This window comes from Denitratisoma sp. agr-D3, assembly GCF_054658675.1.
Window position 1 is genome coordinate 522,463 of sequence record NZ_BAAGIA010000001.1, and the last position, 17,800, is coordinate 540,262.

19 protein-coding genes are annotated in these 17,800 nt (G+C 63.0%); 10 read left to right on the forward strand and 9 right to left on the reverse strand.

Annotated elements, in window-relative coordinates; genetic code table 11:
- Window positions 1–28 precede the first annotated feature (28 nt).
- Window positions 29–1,876, reverse strand: coding sequence for a phosphoenolpyruvate carboxykinase (GTP) (locus ACYQ2U_RS02490; RefSeq protein WP_459948753.1), 1,848 nt, complete (start codon window positions 1,874–1,876; stop codon window positions 29–31).
- 369 nt (window positions 1,877–2,245) lie between these two features.
- Between ACYQ2U_RS02490 and pbpG the strand changes: the two genes are divergently transcribed.
- Complete coding sequence (pbpG, locus tag ACYQ2U_RS02495; RefSeq protein ID WP_459948754.1) at window positions 2,246–3,244, forward strand: D-alanyl-D-alanine endopeptidase; 999 nt, start codon at window positions 2,246–2,248, stop codon at window positions 3,242–3,244.
- Window positions 3,245–3,482: 238 nt separating this feature from the next.
- Window positions 3,483–3,974: a pilin gene (locus ACYQ2U_RS02500; RefSeq protein ID WP_459948755.1), complete on the forward strand. Its 492-nt coding sequence runs from the start codon at window positions 3,483–3,485 to the stop codon at window positions 3,972–3,974.
- A 36-nt stretch (window positions 3,975–4,010) separates the two neighbouring features.
- Here the strand turns inward: ACYQ2U_RS02500 and ACYQ2U_RS02505 are convergent, their stop codons facing one another.
- The 4 genes from ACYQ2U_RS02505 to moaC all read right to left on the reverse strand — a co-directional run bounded on the left by ACYQ2U_RS02505 (window position 4,011) and on the right by moaC (window position 7,417).
- Window positions 4,011–5,642 carry a tetratricopeptide repeat protein gene (locus ACYQ2U_RS02505; RefSeq protein ID WP_459948756.1) on the reverse strand — a complete coding sequence of 544 codons (1,632 nt, stop codon included), beginning with the start codon at window positions 5,640–5,642 and terminating at the stop codon, window positions 4,011–4,013.
- 163 nt (window positions 5,643–5,805) lie between these two features.
- Window positions 5,806–6,255 carry a SixA phosphatase family protein gene (locus ACYQ2U_RS02510; protein ID WP_459948757.1) on the reverse strand — a complete coding sequence of 150 codons (450 nt, stop codon included), beginning with the start codon at window positions 6,253–6,255 and terminating at the stop codon, window positions 5,806–5,808.
- Window positions 6,246–6,917, reverse strand: coding sequence for an HAD family hydrolase (locus tag ACYQ2U_RS02515; protein ID WP_459948758.1), 672 nt, complete (start codon window positions 6,915–6,917; stop codon window positions 6,246–6,248). The genes ACYQ2U_RS02510 and ACYQ2U_RS02515 overlap by 10 nt, the downstream gene beginning before the upstream one ends.
- Window positions 6,914–7,417, reverse strand: coding sequence for a cyclic pyranopterin monophosphate synthase MoaC (gene moaC, locus ACYQ2U_RS02520; RefSeq protein WP_459948759.1), 504 nt, complete (start codon window positions 7,415–7,417; stop codon window positions 6,914–6,916). The genes ACYQ2U_RS02515 and moaC overlap by 4 nt, the downstream gene beginning before the upstream one ends.
- 65 nt (window positions 7,418–7,482) lie before the next feature.
- Between moaC and ACYQ2U_RS02525 the strand changes: the two genes are divergently transcribed.
- On the forward strand, window positions 7,483–8,949 hold the full coding sequence (locus ACYQ2U_RS02525; RefSeq protein WP_459948760.1) for a M48 family metalloprotease: 1,467 nt from the start codon (window positions 7,483–7,485) through the stop codon (window positions 8,947–8,949).
- 42 nt (window positions 8,950–8,991) lie between these two features.
- Window positions 8,992–9,222: a sulfurtransferase TusA family protein gene (locus ACYQ2U_RS02530; RefSeq protein WP_459949234.1), complete on the forward strand. Its 231-nt coding sequence runs from the start codon at window positions 8,992–8,994 to the stop codon at window positions 9,220–9,222.
- A 52-nt stretch (window positions 9,223–9,274) separates the two neighbouring features.
- On the opposite strand, the gene ACYQ2U_RS02535 is transcribed toward ACYQ2U_RS02530, so the two are convergent.
- The 4 genes from ACYQ2U_RS02535 to trxA all read right to left on the reverse strand — a co-directional run bounded on the left by ACYQ2U_RS02535 (window position 9,275) and on the right by trxA (window position 13,042).
- Window positions 9,275–10,885 carry an ArnT family glycosyltransferase gene (locus ACYQ2U_RS02535; RefSeq protein WP_459948761.1) on the reverse strand — a complete coding sequence of 537 codons (1,611 nt, stop codon included), beginning with the start codon at window positions 10,883–10,885 and terminating at the stop codon, window positions 9,275–9,277.
- Window positions 10,886–10,955: 70 nt separating this feature from the next.
- Window positions 10,956–11,165 (reverse strand): 50S ribosomal protein L31, encoded by a 210-nt coding sequence (gene rpmE / locus ACYQ2U_RS02540; RefSeq protein WP_459948762.1) that lies wholly within the window; start codon window positions 11,163–11,165, stop codon window positions 10,956–10,958.
- Window positions 11,166–11,272: 107 nt separating this feature from the next.
- The gene (gene rho, locus ACYQ2U_RS02545; protein ID WP_459948763.1) at window positions 11,273–12,532 is read right to left on the reverse strand and encodes a transcription termination factor Rho; all 1,260 of its coding nucleotides are present in this window, start codon (window positions 12,530–12,532) and stop codon (window positions 11,273–11,275) included.
- A gap of 183 nt (window positions 12,533–12,715) precedes the next feature.
- A complete protein-coding gene (trxA, locus tag ACYQ2U_RS02550; RefSeq protein ID WP_459948764.1) occupies window positions 12,716–13,042 on the reverse strand; it encodes a thioredoxin TrxA in 327 nt (108 codons plus the stop codon).
- A gap of 219 nt (window positions 13,043–13,261) precedes the next feature.
- On the opposite strand from trxA, the gene fdxA reads away from it, so the two are divergent.
- The 6 genes from fdxA (at window position 13,262) to ACYQ2U_RS02580 (ending at window position 17,715) form a co-directional block, all read left to right on the forward strand.
- Window positions 13,262–13,585 (forward strand): ferredoxin FdxA, encoded by a 324-nt coding sequence (fdxA, locus tag ACYQ2U_RS02555; RefSeq protein WP_459948765.1) that lies wholly within the window; start codon window positions 13,262–13,264, stop codon window positions 13,583–13,585.
- Window positions 13,586–13,642: 57 nt separating this feature from the next.
- Window positions 13,643–14,107 carry a CBS domain-containing protein gene (locus ACYQ2U_RS02560; RefSeq protein WP_459948766.1) on the forward strand — a complete coding sequence of 155 codons (465 nt, stop codon included), beginning with the start codon at window positions 13,643–13,645 and terminating at the stop codon, window positions 14,105–14,107.
- 72 nt (window positions 14,108–14,179) lie between these two features.
- Window positions 14,180–15,283: a chorismate synthase gene (gene aroC, locus ACYQ2U_RS02565; RefSeq protein WP_459948767.1), complete on the forward strand. Its 1,104-nt coding sequence runs from the start codon at window positions 14,180–14,182 to the stop codon at window positions 15,281–15,283.
- A 27-nt stretch (window positions 15,284–15,310) separates the two neighbouring features.
- Window positions 15,311–15,556 carry a YdcH family protein gene (locus ACYQ2U_RS02570; RefSeq protein WP_459948768.1) on the forward strand — a complete coding sequence of 82 codons (246 nt, stop codon included), beginning with the start codon at window positions 15,311–15,313 and terminating at the stop codon, window positions 15,554–15,556.
- A gap of 159 nt (window positions 15,557–15,715) precedes the next feature.
- Complete coding sequence (locus ACYQ2U_RS02575; RefSeq protein WP_459948769.1) at window positions 15,716–16,867, forward strand: MFS transporter; 1,152 nt, start codon at window positions 15,716–15,718, stop codon at window positions 16,865–16,867.
- Window positions 16,864–17,715 (forward strand): DNA ligase, encoded by an 852-nt coding sequence (locus tag ACYQ2U_RS02580; RefSeq protein ID WP_459948770.1) that lies wholly within the window; start codon window positions 16,864–16,866, stop codon window positions 17,713–17,715. The genes ACYQ2U_RS02575 and ACYQ2U_RS02580 overlap by 4 nt, the downstream gene beginning before the upstream one ends.
- Window positions 17,716–17,800: the final 85 nt, after the last annotated feature.

Below are 17,800 nucleotides of genomic sequence, written 5' to 3' on the forward strand. Positions count from 1 at the left end.
GGCCATGATCGGAACAACTTGAGCTGGCTTAGTCCACCATGCCCAGTTCGAACAGTTCCAGCTTGAGGGTCAGCTCCCGGGGGAGGCGGCTCTTCAGCTTGTCGAACCATTCGGCATGGAGCTTCAGTTCCTCGCGCCAAGCGGCGGTGTCCACGCTGGTCAGGGCCTCGAACTCGGACTTGCTCATGGCGTCGAGGCCGGTCCAGTCGATATCCTCGTAGGCCGGCATCCAACCCAGGGCGGTCTGGCGGGCATCGGCCTGGCCGCTGCAACGACCGACGATCCACTTCAGCACGCGCATGTTGTCGCCGAAGCCGGGCCAGATGAACTTGCCGTCGGCGTCCTGGCGGAACCAGTTGACGGTGAAGATGCGGGGCGCATGTTCAACCTGGTGGCCGATCTTGAGCCAGTGGTTGAAGTAGTCGCCCATGTGGTAGCCGCAGAAGGGCAGCATGGCCATGGGGTCGCGACGGACGATGCCCTGGGCGCCGGTGGCGGCGGCCGTGGTTTCGGAGCCGAGGGTGGAGGCCATGTAGACGCCGAAGTTCCAGTTGAAGGCTTCGTACACCAGGGGCACGGTGGTGGAGCGGCGGCCGCCGAAGATGAAGGCGGAAATCGGCACGCCGGCGGGATCTTCCCAGGCGGCGTCGATGGACGGGCACTGGCTGGCAGGGGCGGTGAAGCGCGAGTTGGGGTGGGCTGCCTTGCGACCAGCCTTGCCGTCTTCGGGCGTCCAGTCCTTGCCTTGCCAATCGATCAGGTGAGCCGGGGCTTCCTTGGTCATGCCTTCCCACCACACATCGCCGTCGTCGGTCAGGGCGACGTTGGTGAAGATGACGTTTTCTTTGAGGGTGGCCAGGGCGTTGTAGTTGGTCTTCTCGGAAGTGCCGGGAGCGACGCCGAAGAAACCAGCTTCGGGGTTGATGGCGTACAGCTTGCCGTCGGCACCGGGCTTGATCCAGGCGATGTCGTCGCCGACCGTGGTGACCTTCCAGCCGTCCAGGGATTTGGGCGGGATCATCATGGCAAAGTTGGTCTTGCCACAGGCGGAGGGGAAGGCGGCAGCCACGTAGGACTTCTTGCCTTCGGGAGACTCGACGCCCAGGATCAGCATGTGTTCGGCCAGCCAGCCTTCGTCGCGGGCCATGGTGGAGGCGATGCGCAGGGCGAAGCACTTCTTGCCGAGCAGGGCATTGCCGCCATAGCCGGAGCCGAAGGACCAGATTTCGCGGGTTTCGGGGAAATGGCAGATGTACTTGGTGGCGTTGCAGGGCCACTTCACGTCCTTCTGACCGGGTTCCAGCGGCGCGCCGACGGAGTGCAGACAGGGCACGAACTCGCCGTCACTACCCAACTGGTCCAGCACGGCGCGGCCCATGCGGGTCATTACCCGCATGTTGACCACCACGTAGGGAGAGTCGGACAGCTCGACGCCGATGTGGGCGATGGGGCTGCCGATGGGGCCCATGCTGAAGGGGATGACGTACAGGGTGCGACCGCGCATACAGCCGGCGAACAGGCCGCGCAGCTTTTCTTTCATCTTGACCGGATCTTCCCAATTGTTGTTGGGACCGGCGTCTTCCTTGTTGGTGGGGCAGACATAGGTGCGGTCTTCCACCCGGGCCACGTCGGAAGGATCGGACAGGGCCAGATAGGAGTTGGGGCGCTTGGCCTGGTTGAGCTTGATCAAGCTGCCGGCTTCGACCATTTCAGCGAAAAGGCGGTCGGCTTCTTGTTGGGAACCATCACACCAGACGATGTTGTCCGGTTGGGTGAGGGCGGCCACTTCGGCTACCCAAGCCTTCAGCTTGGCGTGTTTGACGTAATCGGGCGCGTTAACGTTGCTCGCGGCGACGGCGGACTGGGACTGAGTCATCAATTTCTCCACACGGATGATCAGGGCGGGTTCGTCGCATCGAGCAGGGTCGGCGGATAGCCGGCGGTGTCTTTTCGCAGGGGCGCGCGGGTGAGGTCGCTGCGGGACAAACCTTTATTGCTTTTGGATCGCCCAAAAAGCGTAATTATGGCACAGGGCACCATCCCCTTTTTGATCTCGGCCAATGGAAAGCTTCTGTGTTTTTTGTCACAACAGGACCCCGGGCTCGGCGATAATAGAAAAATAGGTCGCTGCCACTTCTTAATGTTTTGTTGAGGAAGTCGGTATATCTCCTTAATTTGTTGTTATAAAATGCCGTAGAAGATATATCGAACAGCAGATGTTGTCTGCTGCCAAGGGGAAATCTTTATGAAACAGACCGTTATTGCCGTTGTCACCGTTTTGGGGGTTTCTTTGGCCGCGCCGAGCGCCCTTGCTGCCCACGACAAGAACAAATCCACCCCGACCAAGGCGGGCAAGACCCACGCCGGCGTCAAGCCGACCAAGGCGCAGCCCGTGGTCGCCAAGAAGAAAGCGGTGCCCGTCGCCCGCAAGGTGGCGCCGGAAGCCGCCAACAGCGCGACGCTCCGTGAGGACAACCACCATCTGGTGCTGCAATCCTCGGCCGCCCTGGTGCAGGATCAGGCCACCGGTGCCGTGTTGTTCGAGAAGAATGCCGGTGCCGTGCTGCCCATCGCCTCCATCACCAAGCTGATGACCGCCATGGTGAGCCTGGACGCCAAGCCGAATTTGCAGGAACTGATGGTGATCGGTGACGAGGATGTGGATATGCTCAAGGGCACCCGTTCCCGTCTTAAGGTCGGCACGCAGCTGCCCAAGGAAGACATGTTGCGCCTGGCCCTGATGTCCTCTGAAAACCGCGCCGCCGCGTCCCTCTCCCGCTACTACCCCGGTGGTCGTCCCGCCTTCGTCGCCGCCATGAACCGCAAGGCCGAGGCCCTGGGCCTGACCGGTACCCACTTCGAGGACTCCACCGGCCTGACCTCCGCCAACGTTTCCACTGCTCGCGACCTGGTGCGCATGGTGGCCGCGGCCCACCAATATCCCCTGATCCGGGAATTCACCACCACCGCCGAATATGAAGTCAACGTGGCGGGCCACAACGAAATGTTCCGCAACACCAACCCCCTGGTGCGGACGCAGAACAGTTGGGAAATCGGCTTGTCCAAGACCGGCTACATCAACGAGGCCGGTAAGTGCTTGGTCATGCAGGCCTGGTTCAACAACAAGCCCACCATCATCGTGCTGCTGGATTCCTGGGGCAAGCTGACTCGGATCGGCGACGCCAACCGCATCAAGCGCTGGATCGAAAGCGCCTCCGTCGGTCACAAAACCCGGGCCGGCTGATCGAGAGCAGGACGAAAACAGGATGCGCCCTCGTGGCGCATCTTCTCTTTTGGGGTGACGAAAATCGTCACTTTCTGCCGCAAACCCCGTCTCTTCCCCGCACTGGCATCGTGACAAACGCCGCTGAGGCCCGTTTATGGCTTTGGTAGGATTTGGCACAGGCTTTGCCTAAGCGTTTCCGTGCTTTTCAGCGCATTTCGCCGCCCCGGCGGCAGATTTCAACCGTAAGGAGAACTTCATGAAGAAGATTCAACAAGGTTTTACCCTGATCGAACTGATGATCGTGGTGGCCATCATCGGCATCCTGGCCGCAGTGGCAATTCCGCAGTATCAGGACTACATGGTTCGTGCTCGCCTATCCAAGGTTAATGCAGCTTTGGAGCCGATCAAGCAAGCGCTGGCAGAATACTCCCAGTTCAATGGCGGCAGTTTTACTGCATTAGGTGCCGCGGATACTGGAGGCGCTGTCACTGGTTTTACTGATCCACAAACTTCTGGCGGCCTTGGTTTGTCTGCTACACCGACCCTTGGCAATGAGATTGCGCGGATTCAAATGGCCGCAACGACAGGTGTGTTGACCGTGACGTTGCAGAACGTCGGCGCTTGTGCCAACGGGAACAACTTTACTGTTACTCCCCAAGTTGGAACGACTGCTGTGACGTGGACGTATGGCAATGGGACCTTGACTGCCAATTCTGTGTGTACGACGGAACTGGCGAAGTGGCGTTAAAAGACTAATTGCTACTTAGTCTTCATGGCCCCGCAGCTATTGAGCTGCGGGGTTTTTGTTTGGAGATGGCTCTATGAGTGATGTCATGCCGAGACTTTGAGCTTCTGACATCTCTGTTTCGGATTCTTGGTGTCTGTGGAGTTTTTTAAGAACAAGTCCAAGCCGGTAATGCAAGATTGCTGCATCGGGACGAAGATGAATGGCTATCCTCAAATCTTCGGCAGCACCTTGCCACTCCTGTCGAGTAACCCGAAGCGCCGCGCGGCCAAGATAGCCTTGCACTACCTTGGGGTCGGTCTGGATCACCCATTCAAAGTCCTGCTCGGCGCCATCGTGATCGCCGCTGCGCAAGCGAAAGATTCCCCGGTTGTAGAAAATGCGGATGGCACCCGGGGTGCTGAGATTGGGAATTTTGTTTGCTGCCTCTTCCCACAGGGACAGCTCACTGGCAAAGGTCGCCAGCCGTTGCTGGCTCAGGAAAACCAAGGCCGCCACCAACAGCAACAGTACTGGTGCTGCAACGTGGGGTTTTGCCTTGATGCTAAGGACAACCGCGGCGAGTAACAGGCCGGGTGCCCAAAGATAACTGCGGTAGAGCACGATGGGCTCCTGAAAGCGAATGGTGGCCAGCTCAATGGAGAAAAGCACCAGCATCCAGAAAAGGCCGAAGGCGACAAGGCGAAGGCTGGGGCTTATCCGTCGTGAAGTGAATCCGTAGATGGCGCAGCCGGCCATGACGAACAGACTGGCAGGCGCAAGAAATAGCCATGGACCATGGGTGATGGCGGCGAAGTCGGGGCGGATATCGATGCTTATTCCTGTCGGATCAGGCCACAGCCAAAAAGCGACATAGCGGAAAAAGAAACCGCATTGGAGGGCGGCACTCAAGGCCCAGTTGCCTAGGCGGGAGCCGGCATCGGGGAAGCCGCTGCTGCCGATGATCTCGCCAACGTCTGGTTCATAGGCAACGGCAACATAGCCGAGCTTGATGAGGGCGATCCATGCGGCAATCGGTGCGCTAACGGCAAGGAACGCCAGCAATGGTCGGCGGCAGGTGCGCTGCGCTGTTGAGTCGCGCAGAAAAATCAGAGCTGCCACGACGAGAAATCCCGGCATGGCGTGTTCCTTCGACATGGCAGCCATGCCGTAGCAAAGCCCAGCGAAGACGGCGCGGTGCCAGGAGCCTTCGGTGAGTGCCTTGTCGAACTGGATGGCGGATAGCAGCAGGAAGAAAGTGGCGAAGAGGATGGTGCGCTGGATCAGGTAGCCGGCGGCGTAAACCGAGACGGGGTGGACCACGAACAGCAGTCCCGCCGCCAGGGCCAGCAGGGCGGCTTTGTTGGGTTCGGTAATGGTGTTCAGCAGGCGTCGGGCCAGCGCGAACAGCAGGAAGCCGTTGAGGCCGTGGAGGATCAAGGCTACATAGCGGGAGACGTGCAGGTTGCCGTTGGAGAGCACCTGTTCCATGCCCAGGGTGAAGTAAGGGAACTGGCGCGGCGACAGGGAGAACGGCATGATCGCGTAGTCCCCCAGGGCCGGCGATTTGAGCAGGTTCGGATCGTCGAACACCAGGGGATTGTCGATCCAGGGTAGATAGAGTCCGGCGCTGGCGGCCAGGATCAGCAGCAGGGCGAAGAGGGGCAGATGACGGGAGCTGAGGATCGACATGTTCGTTCTTGTGGGACTCATGAAATTCGCGCGCAATGGAACGTGGCGGTGACGTCTAGTGGAAACTTTGACACTTTGCGTTGAAGCCGCTGGGTCCCCGCCTGCGCGGGGACGACATTGTTGCCGGTATCACCTTTACCGCACGAGCACGGCGCCAGCGGTTTCAAAGCTGCTCGGCGGACAGGGCCGACACGAGGCTGGCGCCGTTACCTTCGGCCCTGAGCCACCAGACCGCGCCTTTTTTCACCGACCAGGGTTGCTCGCGGCCGCACAACAGCCGGGCCGCCAAGAGGCCCAGCGTGGGCTGGTGGCCGACGATCAGCACGGGCTCGGGGTGGGCTGGCCAGCCGGCTGCGTGTAGTAGGGCAGCCGGCGCCGCGTCCGGGGCCAAGGCGGGGATGACCGTATAGGGCAGTTTGAGGGCATCGGCTGTCTGCCGCGTACGCAGGGCTGGGCTGACCAGGATGCGGGTATCCGCCGGCAGACGGGCATGCAGCCAGCGTGCCATGGCCTTGGCCTGCTTGCGGCCCTTGCCGGTGAGGGCGCGCGCCAGGTCGTCCTGGTCGGGCAGCGGGTCTTCCGCCTGGGCATGGCGCCAGAGGATCAATTCCATGGCAGTCGCGCCAGCAGGTCGGGCAGGTCCTCGGGCTCGACGCAGGTCAGGCCACCCGTGGGGGACAGATCATGGCCGTAACCCCAGGCCACGTGGAGATAGGGCATGTCCTGGGTGCCGGCGGCATCGGCATCGGCCTCGGTGTCGCCGACGTAGGGAGTGCGCGCCGGGGGCAGGCGCTGCTCGCCGAGGATCTTGCCCAACATCTGTTTTTTGCCGGCGCAGTCGGGGTGTTCGTCCAGGCAGTAAATCCCGGCAAACCAGGGCGTCCAGCCGAAGTGGTCGAGGATCAGTCGCGTGGGCGTACCGCGCTTGTTGGTGGCCAGGTAGAGCGCGGTCCCCTGTTCGTGCAGGCGGCGCAGGGCGGCGTCGATACCGGGGTAGGGGCGCGTGTCCCGGTAGCCACCGCCGTCGTAGCAGCGCTTAAAGTCGGCCGTCAGACGATCCAGCAGCGCGGCGTCCTGGCTGCCGCTGATCAGGGCCAGGGTGGTGCGCAGGGGGGGGCCGATGATGTCGTCCCGCAGGGGGACGACGGGGTCGAGCCGGTTCTCGGCCAGGGCCAGGGCCATGCCCTTGAGGATGCCCGGTGCCGAATCCACCAGGGTGCCGTCGAAATCGAAAGCAACGGCGTGCAACGGGGTGCTTGTTGCGCGGCCGGTCATGACGCGGCCTGCCAGTGGCCGGACTTGCCGCCGCGCTTTTCCAGGAGGCGGACGTTGTCGATGCGCATGCCCCGGTCCATGGCCTTGCACATGTCGTAGACGGTGAGCAGGGCTACCGAGACAGCGGTCAGGGCTTCCATCTCGATGCCGGTCCGACCGAAGGTTTCGGCGGTCACTTCGCAATGGACGGCATTGCGTTCATCATCGATGCTGAAAACCACGTTCACATGGGTCAGGCCAAGGGGATGGCAAAGGGGAATCAGTTCGCCGGTGCGCTTGCTGGCTTGGATCGCGGCGATGCGCGCCACGCCCAACACGTCGCCCTTGGCGGCGCCACCCTGGCGAATTTGCGCCAAGGTCGCCGCGGCCATGGTGATGCTGCCGCCGGCCCGGGCCAGGCGGTGGGTTTCGGCCTTGTGGCCCACGTCCACCATGTGGGCCTGGCCCTCGGCGTTGAAATGGGTGAGGGGACTGCTAGGAGGACTGGAATCGGTGCTCATGGTCGCTTGTAAGCAAAGTTAAACGGGCGGCGGGCGCCCAGAAGGAAGTGGTTATCATACCGGCCATGAAAAAGTTGTTGCCTTTCATCGTCCTTTCCCTGGGCTTGGCCGCCCCTGCTGGAACCCTTGTTGCTCCCGCCTATGGCGAGGGCTTGCCGAGTCTCGGGGAGTCCGCCCAAGTGGATTTTTCTCCCCAGATGGAACGCAAGGTGGGAGAAGAGGCCATGAACGACATCCGCCTCCATGAACCTTCCTACATCGACGACCCGGAGATCAACGGCTATTTGAGTCGTCTCGTGGGACGTTTGGCGCTGCACCTCGAAAAAGGCAGTCAACAAACCTTCGAGGTGTTCGCCCTGCGCGACCCCATGCTCAATGCCTTCGCCATGCCCGGCGGCTACATCGGCGTTCATACCGCCCTGATCCTGGCCGCCCAGTCGGAGTCGGAACTGGCCTCGGTGCTGGCCCACGAAGTCTCCCACGTCACCCAGCACCATTTGGCGCGCCAGGTCAGTGCCCAGCAGCAGACCCAGATGGCCTCCCTGTTGGCCCTGGCGGTGGGCGTCCTCGCCGCCCGCAGCCGCCCCGATCTGGCCATGGGCGCCATGGCCGGCGGCCAGGCGGCGGCGGTGCAGAGCCAGCTTAGCTATTCCCGCGACTTCGAGCGGGAGGCGGATCGAATCGGCCTGCAATTGCTGGAACAGAGCGGCTTCGACATCCGCGGCATGGGCGACTTCTTTGTTCGTTTGGACAAGTTCGGTCGTATCTACGAAAACGGCGCCCCGGGCTACCTGCGTACCCACCCGCTGACCACGGAGCGGATTTCCGACATGGAAAACCGCATCCAGATGCGCCCCTACAAGCAGGTGGTGGATTCCCTCGATTTCCACTTGGTACGGGCCAAACTGCGCAGCCAGGAGCGCACGCCGCAAGAAGCGGTGACGGACTTTTCCACCCTGCTGGCGGAGCACAAATACGTTTCGGAAGGCGCGGCTCACTACGGCATGGCCCGGGCCTGGCTGCGGGACAACAAGCCCGACCAGGCGGAGCGGGAGTTGCAGCAGGTGCGGCGATTGAAGGTTGCCTCGCCCATGGTCGATACCCTCGCGGCGGAAATCCAGGTGAAAAAGGGGGATACGGCGGCAGCGGTGAAAATCCTGCGGGCGGCCCGTGCCCAGCATCCCAGCGAGTTTGCCGTCAGCCTGCTTTTGGCCCAAACCCTGCTCGACGCCGGCCGCTACCAAGAGGCGCTCCAGGTGCTGGGCGAGGAGCAGCAAAGCCGCAGTACCGAGGCGCGCCTGTATCTGATGCAGGCCAAGGCCTACGCCGGGCTCGGCAAGGAGTTCCGTCAACACCGGGCGCTGGCCGATGCCTACTATCAACAGGGCCTGCTCCAGGGGGCCATGGAGCAGTTGCAGCTGGCGCAAAAGGCGACCGACGGGGATTTCTACGAGCAGTCCCAGGTGGATGCCCGCCTACGGGAAGTCCGCGCCCTGTTGGAAAAGGACAGGCCCGGCCAGCGGCCGCAATAAACACCGGAAACGAAGGACATGACCATGTCGGAACCAACCGCCATTACTGCCGATCAGGAACTGGACGCCAAGGGATTGGCCTGCCCCTTGCCCATCCTGCGCACCAAGAAGGCCCTGGCCGGACTGGGCAGCGGCCAGGTGCTGAAGGTGTTCGCCACCGATCCTGGCTCGCAGAAAGACTTCGTCGCTTTTGCCCGCCAGACCGGCAACGCGCTATTGCATACCGAGACCCAGGACGGGCCGGTTTTCGTGTTTTATTTCCGCCGCAAATAGCCGGCAGTCAATAGCCGCCGGTCAATAGGCCACAAGCAATCAGGCCTGGCCTTCAGCCATTGCGGCGATAGAGTCGAAATTTCTCGCCCTTGTCGCCGGGGCGGTTGCCTTCCCACACCTTGCGCCACCCCGATGGGACGGTCTCGCTGCGGCTTCCTCCCTGGACCAGCAACAGGGGGCAGCGGTGGCGGGCTTCATAGGGCTGGGGAACCAGGCCGATGAAATAACGCAGGGATGCCTTTTGCGCATCGCCCAGGTCGCGGGCCGCGACGCATTCGTCCGAGCGTTCCAGCGCCTTACCTAGGGCCAGGGCCACGGGTCGGTAAGTCTTGCCGTAATCCATCCAGGGCATCCACAACGCCGCGAGCAGGCCCCACATCAGGGTCAAGCCGCCGGCCCAGTGAGTGGCGGAGCGCCAGGGCGACTTGGGCAGGCGCAGCAGGGACCACAGCCACAACAGGGTGAGCAGGGCCGCCACGATCACGGCCGGCGTCGACCATGTGCCGACGAACCCCGGCTCGGGCTTGGTGAAGTTCCGGGCGACCCGGGCTGGCGCGCCGGTCATGATGGCAATGCCCCCCAGCCAGACGACGGCGCCGATCAGGGTGAAGGTCATCATGCCGAACCAATCGAAGGCATTGGCTGCCCCGCGCCGCAGTTTTTCCACGCCGGCGCTGGCCAGCAGCACCAGGGGCACGATCAGCAACAAATGATTGAGGGGGCGGGGTTCCGCCAGCAGGAACAATTGCAGCAAGGCCAACAGACTGCCCAGCAGGGGCAGGAAGAACGCCGGCGTTGTCAGTTGGCGGCAATGCACCCACAGTGCCCAGAGCGCCAAGGGCAGCAGGGGCCAGGGGGCCCAGCCGAGCAGTTCCAGGTGGTCCTGCAAGGTGTCCGCCGACCATGGAGGCGGGGTCAGCTTGGCCAGTTCGGCTTGCCACAGGGCTGGCAGCAAATGGGGCGATTGCTGGGATAGCAAGAAGGGCCAGAGGGCGGCGAGACCCAGGCCGAGGCCGATGGCGAGGAGGATGCCCAGGCTGCGCTGACCGCGCCACGCCGGGTGGGCCAGGGCAAGCAGGGGCAGGGCAACGAGCGGAATGGCGGCCAGGGCGCCGACGCAGAGCAGACCGGCGGCGATGGACAGCCCCGCGGCGACGCCGGCCTGGGCGATCTGCCGGCCCTGGGCATGGGCCAAGTGCGCGAGGGTCAGATGGAGGAAAGCCTGGGCCGCCAGCAGTCCGATCAGTGGCTGGGCCTCGTGGATGGGGACCAGCAAGCCCACCGTGCCCATGGCCAGCAGGGGGGCGCCCAGGGCCGCGGTGTCACCGTGCAGGCGTTGCGCCGTCCGCGCCAGGCCGTAGAACAACAGGGCGCCGCAGAGGGCGGTGGCCAGGCGGGCGGCATTGTGGAAGGCGATCATTCCCCCCAGCACCTTGCCCAACAACGCCGCCAGCCAGTGGTAGAGGGGCGGCATGGCCAGCCAGGGGTCAAGGCCGAGGCGGGGCAGGGACCAGTTGCCGGCCTGGGCGAACTCATAGGCGACCCCCAGGTGCACGGCATCGTCCACCTTCCAGGGGTCGTGTCCCACCAGCCCCGCCAACAGGTAGGCGGCGCAGAACAACATCAACGGCAGGGCGGGCAGCGGCAAGGGGATTCGGGGCATCGGCGGATGGGCTCGGTTCGGGAAATAAAAAAGGCAGCCGGGGCTGCCTTTTTCGCAAAGCCGCAGAGTATCAGGCGGCCTTCTTGCCGTACTTCTGGCGGAAACGCTCGACGCGGCCAGCGGTATCAACGATCTTTTGCTTGCCGGTCCAGAAAGGATGGCATTCGGAGCAAACTTCGATGTTGATGGGCTTGCCGTTGGTGGAGTTGGTCTTGAACTTGTTGCCGCAGGAGCAGGTCACGTCCACTTCGACGTAGTTCGGGTGAATGCCTTCTTTCATGGTGTCTTGTCCTTGGTGGTATCTGCGGCCCGTGAATGTGGCGGGCCAGGGAGGGCGGGATTATCCAGAAAAAACCCTGAGGAATCAAGCCCTGTTTTGTTTATCGCTCAACCGCGCTTCATGGCGTCGAAAAACTCGCCATTGTTCTTGGTGGCCTTGATCTTGTCCATGAGGAATTCCATGGCTTCCAGGTCGTCCATGTTGTAGAGCAGCTTGCGCAGCACCCACATCTTTTGCAGGACGGAGGGCTCCAGCAGCAGTTCTTCGCGACGGGTGCCGGAGCGGTTGACGTTGATGGCGGGATAGACCCGCTTCTCGGCCATGCGCCGGTCCAGGTGGATTTCCATGTTGCCGGTGCCCTTGAACTCTTCGTAGATCACTTCGTCCATGCGGGAGCCGGTGTCGATCAGGGCGGTGGCGATGATGGTCAGGGAGCCGCCTTCCTCGATGTTGCGGGCGGCGCCGAAGAAGCGCTTGGGTTTTTGCAGGGCGTTGGCGTCCACGCCGCCAGTCAGCACCTTGCCGGAGGCGGGCTGCACGGTGTTGTAGGCGCGGGCGAGGCGGGTGATGGAGTCGAGCAGGATCACCACGTCCTTCTTGTGTTCGGTCAGGCGCTTGGCCTTTTCAATCACCATTTCGGCCACTTGCACGTGGCGGGTGGCGGGCTCGTCGAAGGTGGAGGCCACCACTTCGCCGCGCACGGTGCGGGTCATTTCCGTTACTTCCTCGGGCCGCTCGTCGATCAGCAGCACGATCAGCACCACGTCGGGATGGTTGGAAGTGATGGCGTGGGCGATGTGCTGCATCATCACCGTCTTGCCGCTCTTGGGCGGCGCCACCAGCAGGCCGCGCTGGCCCTTGCCGATGGGGGCGACGATGTCGATGATGCGGCTGGTGGTGTTTTCCTCGGCCTTGATGTCCCGTTCCAGCTTGAGGTGCTGGGTGGGATGCAGCGGCGTCAGGTTTTCGAACAGGATCTTGGACTTGCAGGCCTCGGGGGACTGGCCGTTGATGGCGTCCAGCTTGGTCAGGGCAAAGTAGCGCTCGCCGTCCTTGGGGGTGCGGATTTCGCCTTCGATGGTGTCGCCGGTGTGCAGATTGAAGCGGCGGATCTGGGAAGGGGAAATGTAGATGTCGTCGGTGCTGGCCAGGTAGGAGGTATCTGGCGAGCGAAGGAAGCCGAAGCCGTCGGGCAGGATTTCCAGCACGCCATCACCGCTGATGGTTTCGCCTTTCTTGGCCTGGTTTTTCAGCAGCGCGAAGATCAGTTCATGCTTGCGCAGGCGATTGGCCCCTTCGATGCCGTTGGTGCTGGCCATTTCCAGCAACTGGCTGACGTGGAGGGCTTTGAGCTCCGAGAGATGCATTGTGGGATAAACCTGTGAGGGATGTGGTCATTGCCAGACAGGAGTCTGTCTGGTTGGTCGGAAGGCGGGGTGTTTTCGGTGGGGTGGCCGGGGTCGCCGTACTGCCGGACCGGGCCGGTCCCGGATTGCCTAGGCCCTTGGTATGGGCCGACTCAGGCGAATCCGGGGCGCAATGTAGCGGTATTACAGGTTGCTGTCAATGAAGGCGGTCAGTTGGGACTTGGACAGGGCGCCGACCTTCTGGGCCTCGACGTTGCCGCCCTTGAACAGGTGCAGGGTCGGGATGCCGCGGATGCCGTATTCGCCGGGAACCTTCTGGTTGTCGTCGATGTTGAGCTTGGCCACTTTCAGCTTGCCCGCGTATTCCTTGGCGATTTCGTCCAGGATGGGGGCGATCATCTTGCAGGGGCCGCACCATTCGGCCCAGTAGTCCACCAGCACGGGGGTGGCGGAATCAAGCACTTCGGCCTTGAAGGTGGCATCGGTAACGTGGTGAATGTGTTCGCTCATGAGGATCCTCGGTATGTCCGTTAGGTGTGTTGGGAGGTTGGCGCTGCCCGCTGCGGGCGGCTCAACATGGCGTTAGATTATCAAAATACTGGATAGAGGGGGTGTATCGGGCCGATATGCCCGGGGTAGGGCGGGGCGGTGTCCGCCGGATTCTCCCCCCGACCACCCTCCCAGCCACTACAATAGCGGTTTGTAAAGCAATAACGGTAGGAAACCATTATGACGTACGTCGTGACCGAGTCGTGCATCCGCTGCAAGTACACCGACTGTGTGGATGTGTGCCCCGTCGACTGTTTTCGGGAAGGCCTCAATTTCCTGGTGATCGACCCCGATGAGTGCATCGATTGCACCCTGTGCGTGGCCGAGTGTCCCGCCGAGGCGATTTTCGCGGAAGACGACGTGCCGACCGGGCAGGAGCATTTCGTTGCCCTGAACGCGGAACTGGCCAAGCAATGGGCGCCCATCATTGAACGCAAGGATCCCTTGCCCGACGCTGACGAATGGGTCAAGGTCAAGGGCAAGCTGGACCAACTGGAACGATAAGCACCGTCACCGTAAGAGCAGATCCCGCCGTCGGGGACCGAAAAAAGGAGGCAGACCATGCAAGTCAGTGAAATTCTTGCGATCAAGGGCACCGTGCTGTACACGATTTCGCCGGACAAGACCTTGGGCGAGGCCGTCACGGTCATGAGTGATTTGGACGTGGGTTCCCTGGTCTGTTTCGAGGGCGGGCGCATGGTCGGCATGCTGACTTTCCGCGAAGTGCTCAAGTCGGTCCATGCCAGTGGCGCCAAGTGGGAATCCGTTCTGGTGTCCGCCGTCATGGTGCGCGACCCGGTGGCGGCTGATCCCGAGATGGAGGTTTACGATCTGCGCCGTCTGATGGTGGACCAGCACATGCGCTACCTGCCGGTGATGGATGGCCCCGTGTTGATGGGGGTGATTTCCTTCCACGACGTGGCGAAGGCGGTGTTGGAGGAGCAGAGCTTCGAAAACCGCATGCTCAAGGCCTATATCCGCGACTGGCCGGAAGGCGAACCCGCCGACGAGGCCGGCAAGGCCTGATCCTGTCGTCTTTTTTGTCCGGGGCCTCGGTTGCCGACGCCCCGGTTGTTTGACTGTCCTGATTTTTCATCCATGTCCGGCAATATTCTTGGCACCCTGTTCCGCGTCGCATCCTTCGGCGAATCCCACGGCCCGGCCATCGGCTGCGTGGTGGAAGGCTGTCCGCCCGGGCTCGAATTGTCCGAGGCCGACATCCAGGCCGAACTGGACCGGCGCAAGCCCGGCACCTCGCGCCACGTCACCCAGCGCCGCGAGCCCGACACGGTGGAGATCCTGTCCGGGGTGTTCGAAGGCAAGACCACCGGCACCCCCATCGCCCTGCTGATCCGCAACCAGGACCAGCGCAGCAAGGACTACGGCAACATCGCCCAGAGCTTCCGCCCCGGTCACGCCGATTACACCTATTGGCAGAAGTACGGCATCCGCGACTATCGCGGCGGCGGCCGTTCCTCTGCCCGGGAAACCGCCGTGCGCGTGGCGGCCGGCGCCATTGCCCGCAAATGGCTGCGGCAGCGCTACGGCGTGGAGATTTACGGCTGGATGAGCCAGTTGGGTCCCATCGAGATCCCCTTCCTGGATCGGGCGGCCATCGACGCCAACCCGTTCTTCGCTCCCAACGCCGCCATCGTGGACGAGTTGGAAGCCTACATGGATCAGTTGCGCAAGGACGGCGATTCCGTTGGCGCCAAGATTTCCGTCGCCGCCGCCAACGTGCCCGTGGGCTGGGGCGATCCGGTCTATGACCGTCTCGACGCCGACATCGCCTACGCCATGATGGGCATCAACGCCGTCAAGGGCGTCGAAATCGGCGCCGGCTTCGCTGCGGTCGCCCAGCGCGGCACCGTCCATGGCGACGAAATGACCCCCGAGGGTTTCGTCACCAATCACGCCGGTGGCATCCTGGGGGGCATTTCCACCGGCCAGGACATCACCGTCAACATCGCCATCAAGCCCACCTCCAGCATCCGCACCCCACGTCGTTCCATCGACTTGCAGGGCAACCCGGTGCTGGTGGAAACCCATGGCCGCCACGACCCCTGCGTCGGCATCCGCGCCACCCCCATCGCCGAGGCCATGCTGGCGCTGGTGCTGATGGACGCCGCCTTGCGTCATCGGGCCCAGTGCGCCGACGTGGTGTGCGAGACCCCCAAGATTCCCGGCCACATCAAGGCCTGAGTTTTCAACCTTTCTCGAGGAGATACCATGACTGTTGAACATCACGACCTGCACCACGAATTCCCCGAATTCAAGGATGCGATCCATCAACTCAAGACCAGCAACAACCATTTCGCCCGCCTGTTCGACGAATACCACGCCGCCACCAGCGAAGTGGAAAAGCTCGAAGGCAGCGGCGTGCCGGTGGGTGACGACACCTTCGAAGCGCTGAAGAAGAAGCGCCTCAAGCTGAAGGACGAGCTCTACAACCTGTTGAAGGACCACAAGGCCTAAAACGGGGCTTCCAATGGCAGCAGCGGCCTTGGCCGTGCCAAGCGCCATGGTTTTGTCCATGTCGCTCCCCAGCCACCCGGCGGTTCACCCCGTCGGGTGTGTTTTTTTGTGCCCCGGTGTTTTCCCCGGCGCAGCGGTGCCGGTCATGGGCGATCCGCAATGAACATCCTGTCCGTGCCCCAGCGCCTGGCCGGGTGGTATTTCTGCTACTTCGCCTTTCTCGGCGCCTTTGTCACCTATTTCGGCCTGTACCTGCAAGGGCAGGGCATGAGCGCCTGGGAAATCGGCGTCCTGTTGTCCACCCATTCCTTCATGCGCCTGGCCGGGCCCTTGTTCTGGGGCTGGTGGGCGGACCGGCGCAATGCCCGGGCGGCGGTCGTCAAATGGACCATGGCGGCCTGCCTGATCGTCTTCTTGTCGCTGTTCCCGGCCCGGAGCTTCTGGGCCTTTTTCGCCATCCTGGTGCTGCTGTCCTTTTTCTGGACGGCGGCCCTGCCTCTGGTGGAGGCCCTGACCCTGGCCAACCTGCAACAGCGCATCGAACGCTATGGTCCGATCCGGTTGTGGGGCTCCATCGGTTTCATCCTGGCGGTCCAGGGCGTGGGTATCCAGCTCGACTATTTTTCGGTGCACAGCCTGTTGGGCGTGTGCGGTGTGTTGCTGGCGGCGACTTGGCTGGTTTCCCTCACCCTGGGCGAAGGGGCCGCCAATGGAACGGTCAAGAGCGCCGGCCGCTTGCGCGAGGTGCTCGGCCAGTCCCAGGTGATGGCCCTGCTGATGGCCTGTTTCCTGATGTCTGCGGCCCATGCCCCCCTCTATGTCTTTTATTCCATCCATCTGGTGGACCACGGCTATACCGCGACGGCGGTCGGCGCCCTGTGGGCCCTGGGGGTGGTGGCGGAAATCTTCGTTTTCATCGCCATGCCTCGGTTGTTGCGCCGGTTTCCCCTGCGCATCCTGCTGGCGGTCACCTTCGCCCTGGCCGTGCTGCGGTTTTTGCTGATCGGCTGGGGCGTCGCCTCCATTCCCCTGGCGATCCTGGCCCAGGTGCTCCACGGCGCCACCTTCGGTGCCTGCCACGCCGGCGCCATGGCCGCCCTCAACCGCTGGTTCGCCAGCCACCATCAGGGCCGGGCCCAGTCCCTCTACAGCAGTTTCTCCTTCGGCGGCGGCAGCGTGCTGGGCGGGCTGGTGTCGGGATACGGCTGGCAGCATTGGGGCGCCGGCCCCACTTACAGTCTGGCTGCCTTGTTCGCGGCCATTGGCGGTGTGGTGATCCTGTTGGGCATGCGTCGGGAATCGGCAGCGTGATCCTGCGTCTCGTCCTGTGTTGGCTGCTTTGCCTTGCCGGGGCAGCCCGGGCAGGGGGCGATACGCCGCCGCCTAGGCTCCTGCTAGCGGAAACCTGGTCCGAGGCCAGGTCGCTGGATCTGGCCGATTACTGGGTCAGCGAAAAACTCGATGGCGTCCGCGCCGTGTGGGATGGACATGACTTGCGTTTCCGTAGCGGCCGTCCGGTGCCGGCGCCGGACTGGTTTATCGCCGCCCTGCCGGCGGAGGAAGCCCTGGATGGGGAACTTTGGCTGGGGCGGCAGCAATTCGATGCCCTCTCCGCCACGGTGCGCAAGGCGCGACCGGTGGATGCGGAGTGGCGACTAGTGCGCTACATGATTTTTGACCAACCCGAGGGGGCGGGGGATTTCACCGCGCGCCTGTCCCATCTGCGGGCGGTGCTGGCGCAGCATCCCGCGCCCTTCGTCCAGTTGATCGAACAGTTCAAGGTGCCGAGCCGCAAGGCCCTGCAACGCAAGCTGCGGGAGGTGGTGGCCGCCGGGGGCGAGGGCTTGATGCTCCATCGCGCCGACGCGCCCTACCGTTCGGGACGGCATGATGACCTGCTCAAGCTCAAGCCCTGGCAGGACACGGAGGCCGTCGTGGTGGCGATCCTGCCGGGACGGGGCAAATGGACCGGGCAGATGGGCGCCTTGTTGATGGAAATGCCCGACGGCAAGCGCTTCCGCCTGGGCGCCGGGTTTTCCGCCGAGGAACGGCGCAACCCGCCTGCGCCGGGCACCCTGCTGACCTATCGCTACACCTCCCTGACGCCGGCGGGCCTGCCGCGATTTCCCCGCTTTTGGCGCATCCGTCAGGTTTTCTAGGCCGACAGGCCGGGGCGGCGGGCCCTCCCGCAAGCTGTGCCATAATTGCAAGTTCCCTCCGGGATTCCCCCTGAACCCTTTAAGA

Excerpts from the sequence above, each read along its gene's own strand:
- ACYQ2U_RS02490 (WP_459948753.1), bottom strand. The coding sequence starts at position 1,876 with ATGACTCAGTCCCAGTCCGCCGTCGCCGCGAGCAACGTTAACGCGCCC.
- pbpG (WP_459948754.1), top strand. The coding sequence starts at position 2,246 with ATGAAACAGACCGTTATTGCCGTTGTCACCGTTTTGGGGGTTTCTTTG.
- ACYQ2U_RS02500 (WP_459948755.1), top strand. The coding sequence starts at position 3,483 with ATGAAGAAGATTCAACAAGGTTTTACCCTGATCGAACTGATGATCGTG.
- ACYQ2U_RS02505 (WP_459948756.1), bottom strand. The coding sequence starts at position 5,642 with ATGTCGATCCTCAGCTCCCGTCATCTGCCCCTCTTCGCCCTGCTGCTG.
- ACYQ2U_RS02510 (WP_459948757.1), bottom strand. The coding sequence starts at position 6,255 with ATGGAATTGATCCTCTGGCGCCATGCCCAGGCGGAAGACCCGCTGCCC.
- ACYQ2U_RS02515 (WP_459948758.1), bottom strand. The coding sequence starts at position 6,917 with ATGACCGGCCGCGCAACAAGCACCCCGTTGCACGCCGTTGCTTTCGAT.
- moaC (WP_459948759.1), bottom strand. The coding sequence starts at position 7,417 with ATGAGCACCGATTCCAGTCCTCCTAGCAGTCCCCTCACCCATTTCAAC.
- ACYQ2U_RS02525 (WP_459948760.1), top strand. The coding sequence starts at position 7,483 with ATGAAAAAGTTGTTGCCTTTCATCGTCCTTTCCCTGGGCTTGGCCGCC.
- ACYQ2U_RS02535 (WP_459948761.1), bottom strand. The coding sequence starts at position 10,885 with ATGCCCCGAATCCCCTTGCCGCTGCCCGCCCTGCCGTTGATGTTGTTC.
- rpmE (WP_459948762.1), bottom strand. The coding sequence starts at position 11,165 with ATGAAAGAAGGCATTCACCCGAACTACGTCGAAGTGGACGTGACCTGC.
- rho (WP_459948763.1), bottom strand. The coding sequence starts at position 12,532 with ATGCATCTCTCGGAGCTCAAAGCCCTCCACGTCAGCCAGTTGCTGGAA.
- trxA (WP_459948764.1), bottom strand. The coding sequence starts at position 13,042 with ATGAGCGAACACATTCACCACGTTACCGATGCCACCTTCAAGGCCGAA.
- fdxA (WP_459948765.1), top strand. The coding sequence starts at position 13,262 with ATGACGTACGTCGTGACCGAGTCGTGCATCCGCTGCAAGTACACCGAC.
- ACYQ2U_RS02560 (WP_459948766.1), top strand. The coding sequence starts at position 13,643 with ATGCAAGTCAGTGAAATTCTTGCGATCAAGGGCACCGTGCTGTACACG.
- aroC (WP_459948767.1), top strand. The coding sequence starts at position 14,180 with ATGTCCGGCAATATTCTTGGCACCCTGTTCCGCGTCGCATCCTTCGGC.
- ACYQ2U_RS02570 (WP_459948768.1), top strand. The coding sequence starts at position 15,311 with ATGACTGTTGAACATCACGACCTGCACCACGAATTCCCCGAATTCAAG.
- ACYQ2U_RS02575 (WP_459948769.1), top strand. The coding sequence starts at position 15,716 with ATGAACATCCTGTCCGTGCCCCAGCGCCTGGCCGGGTGGTATTTCTGC.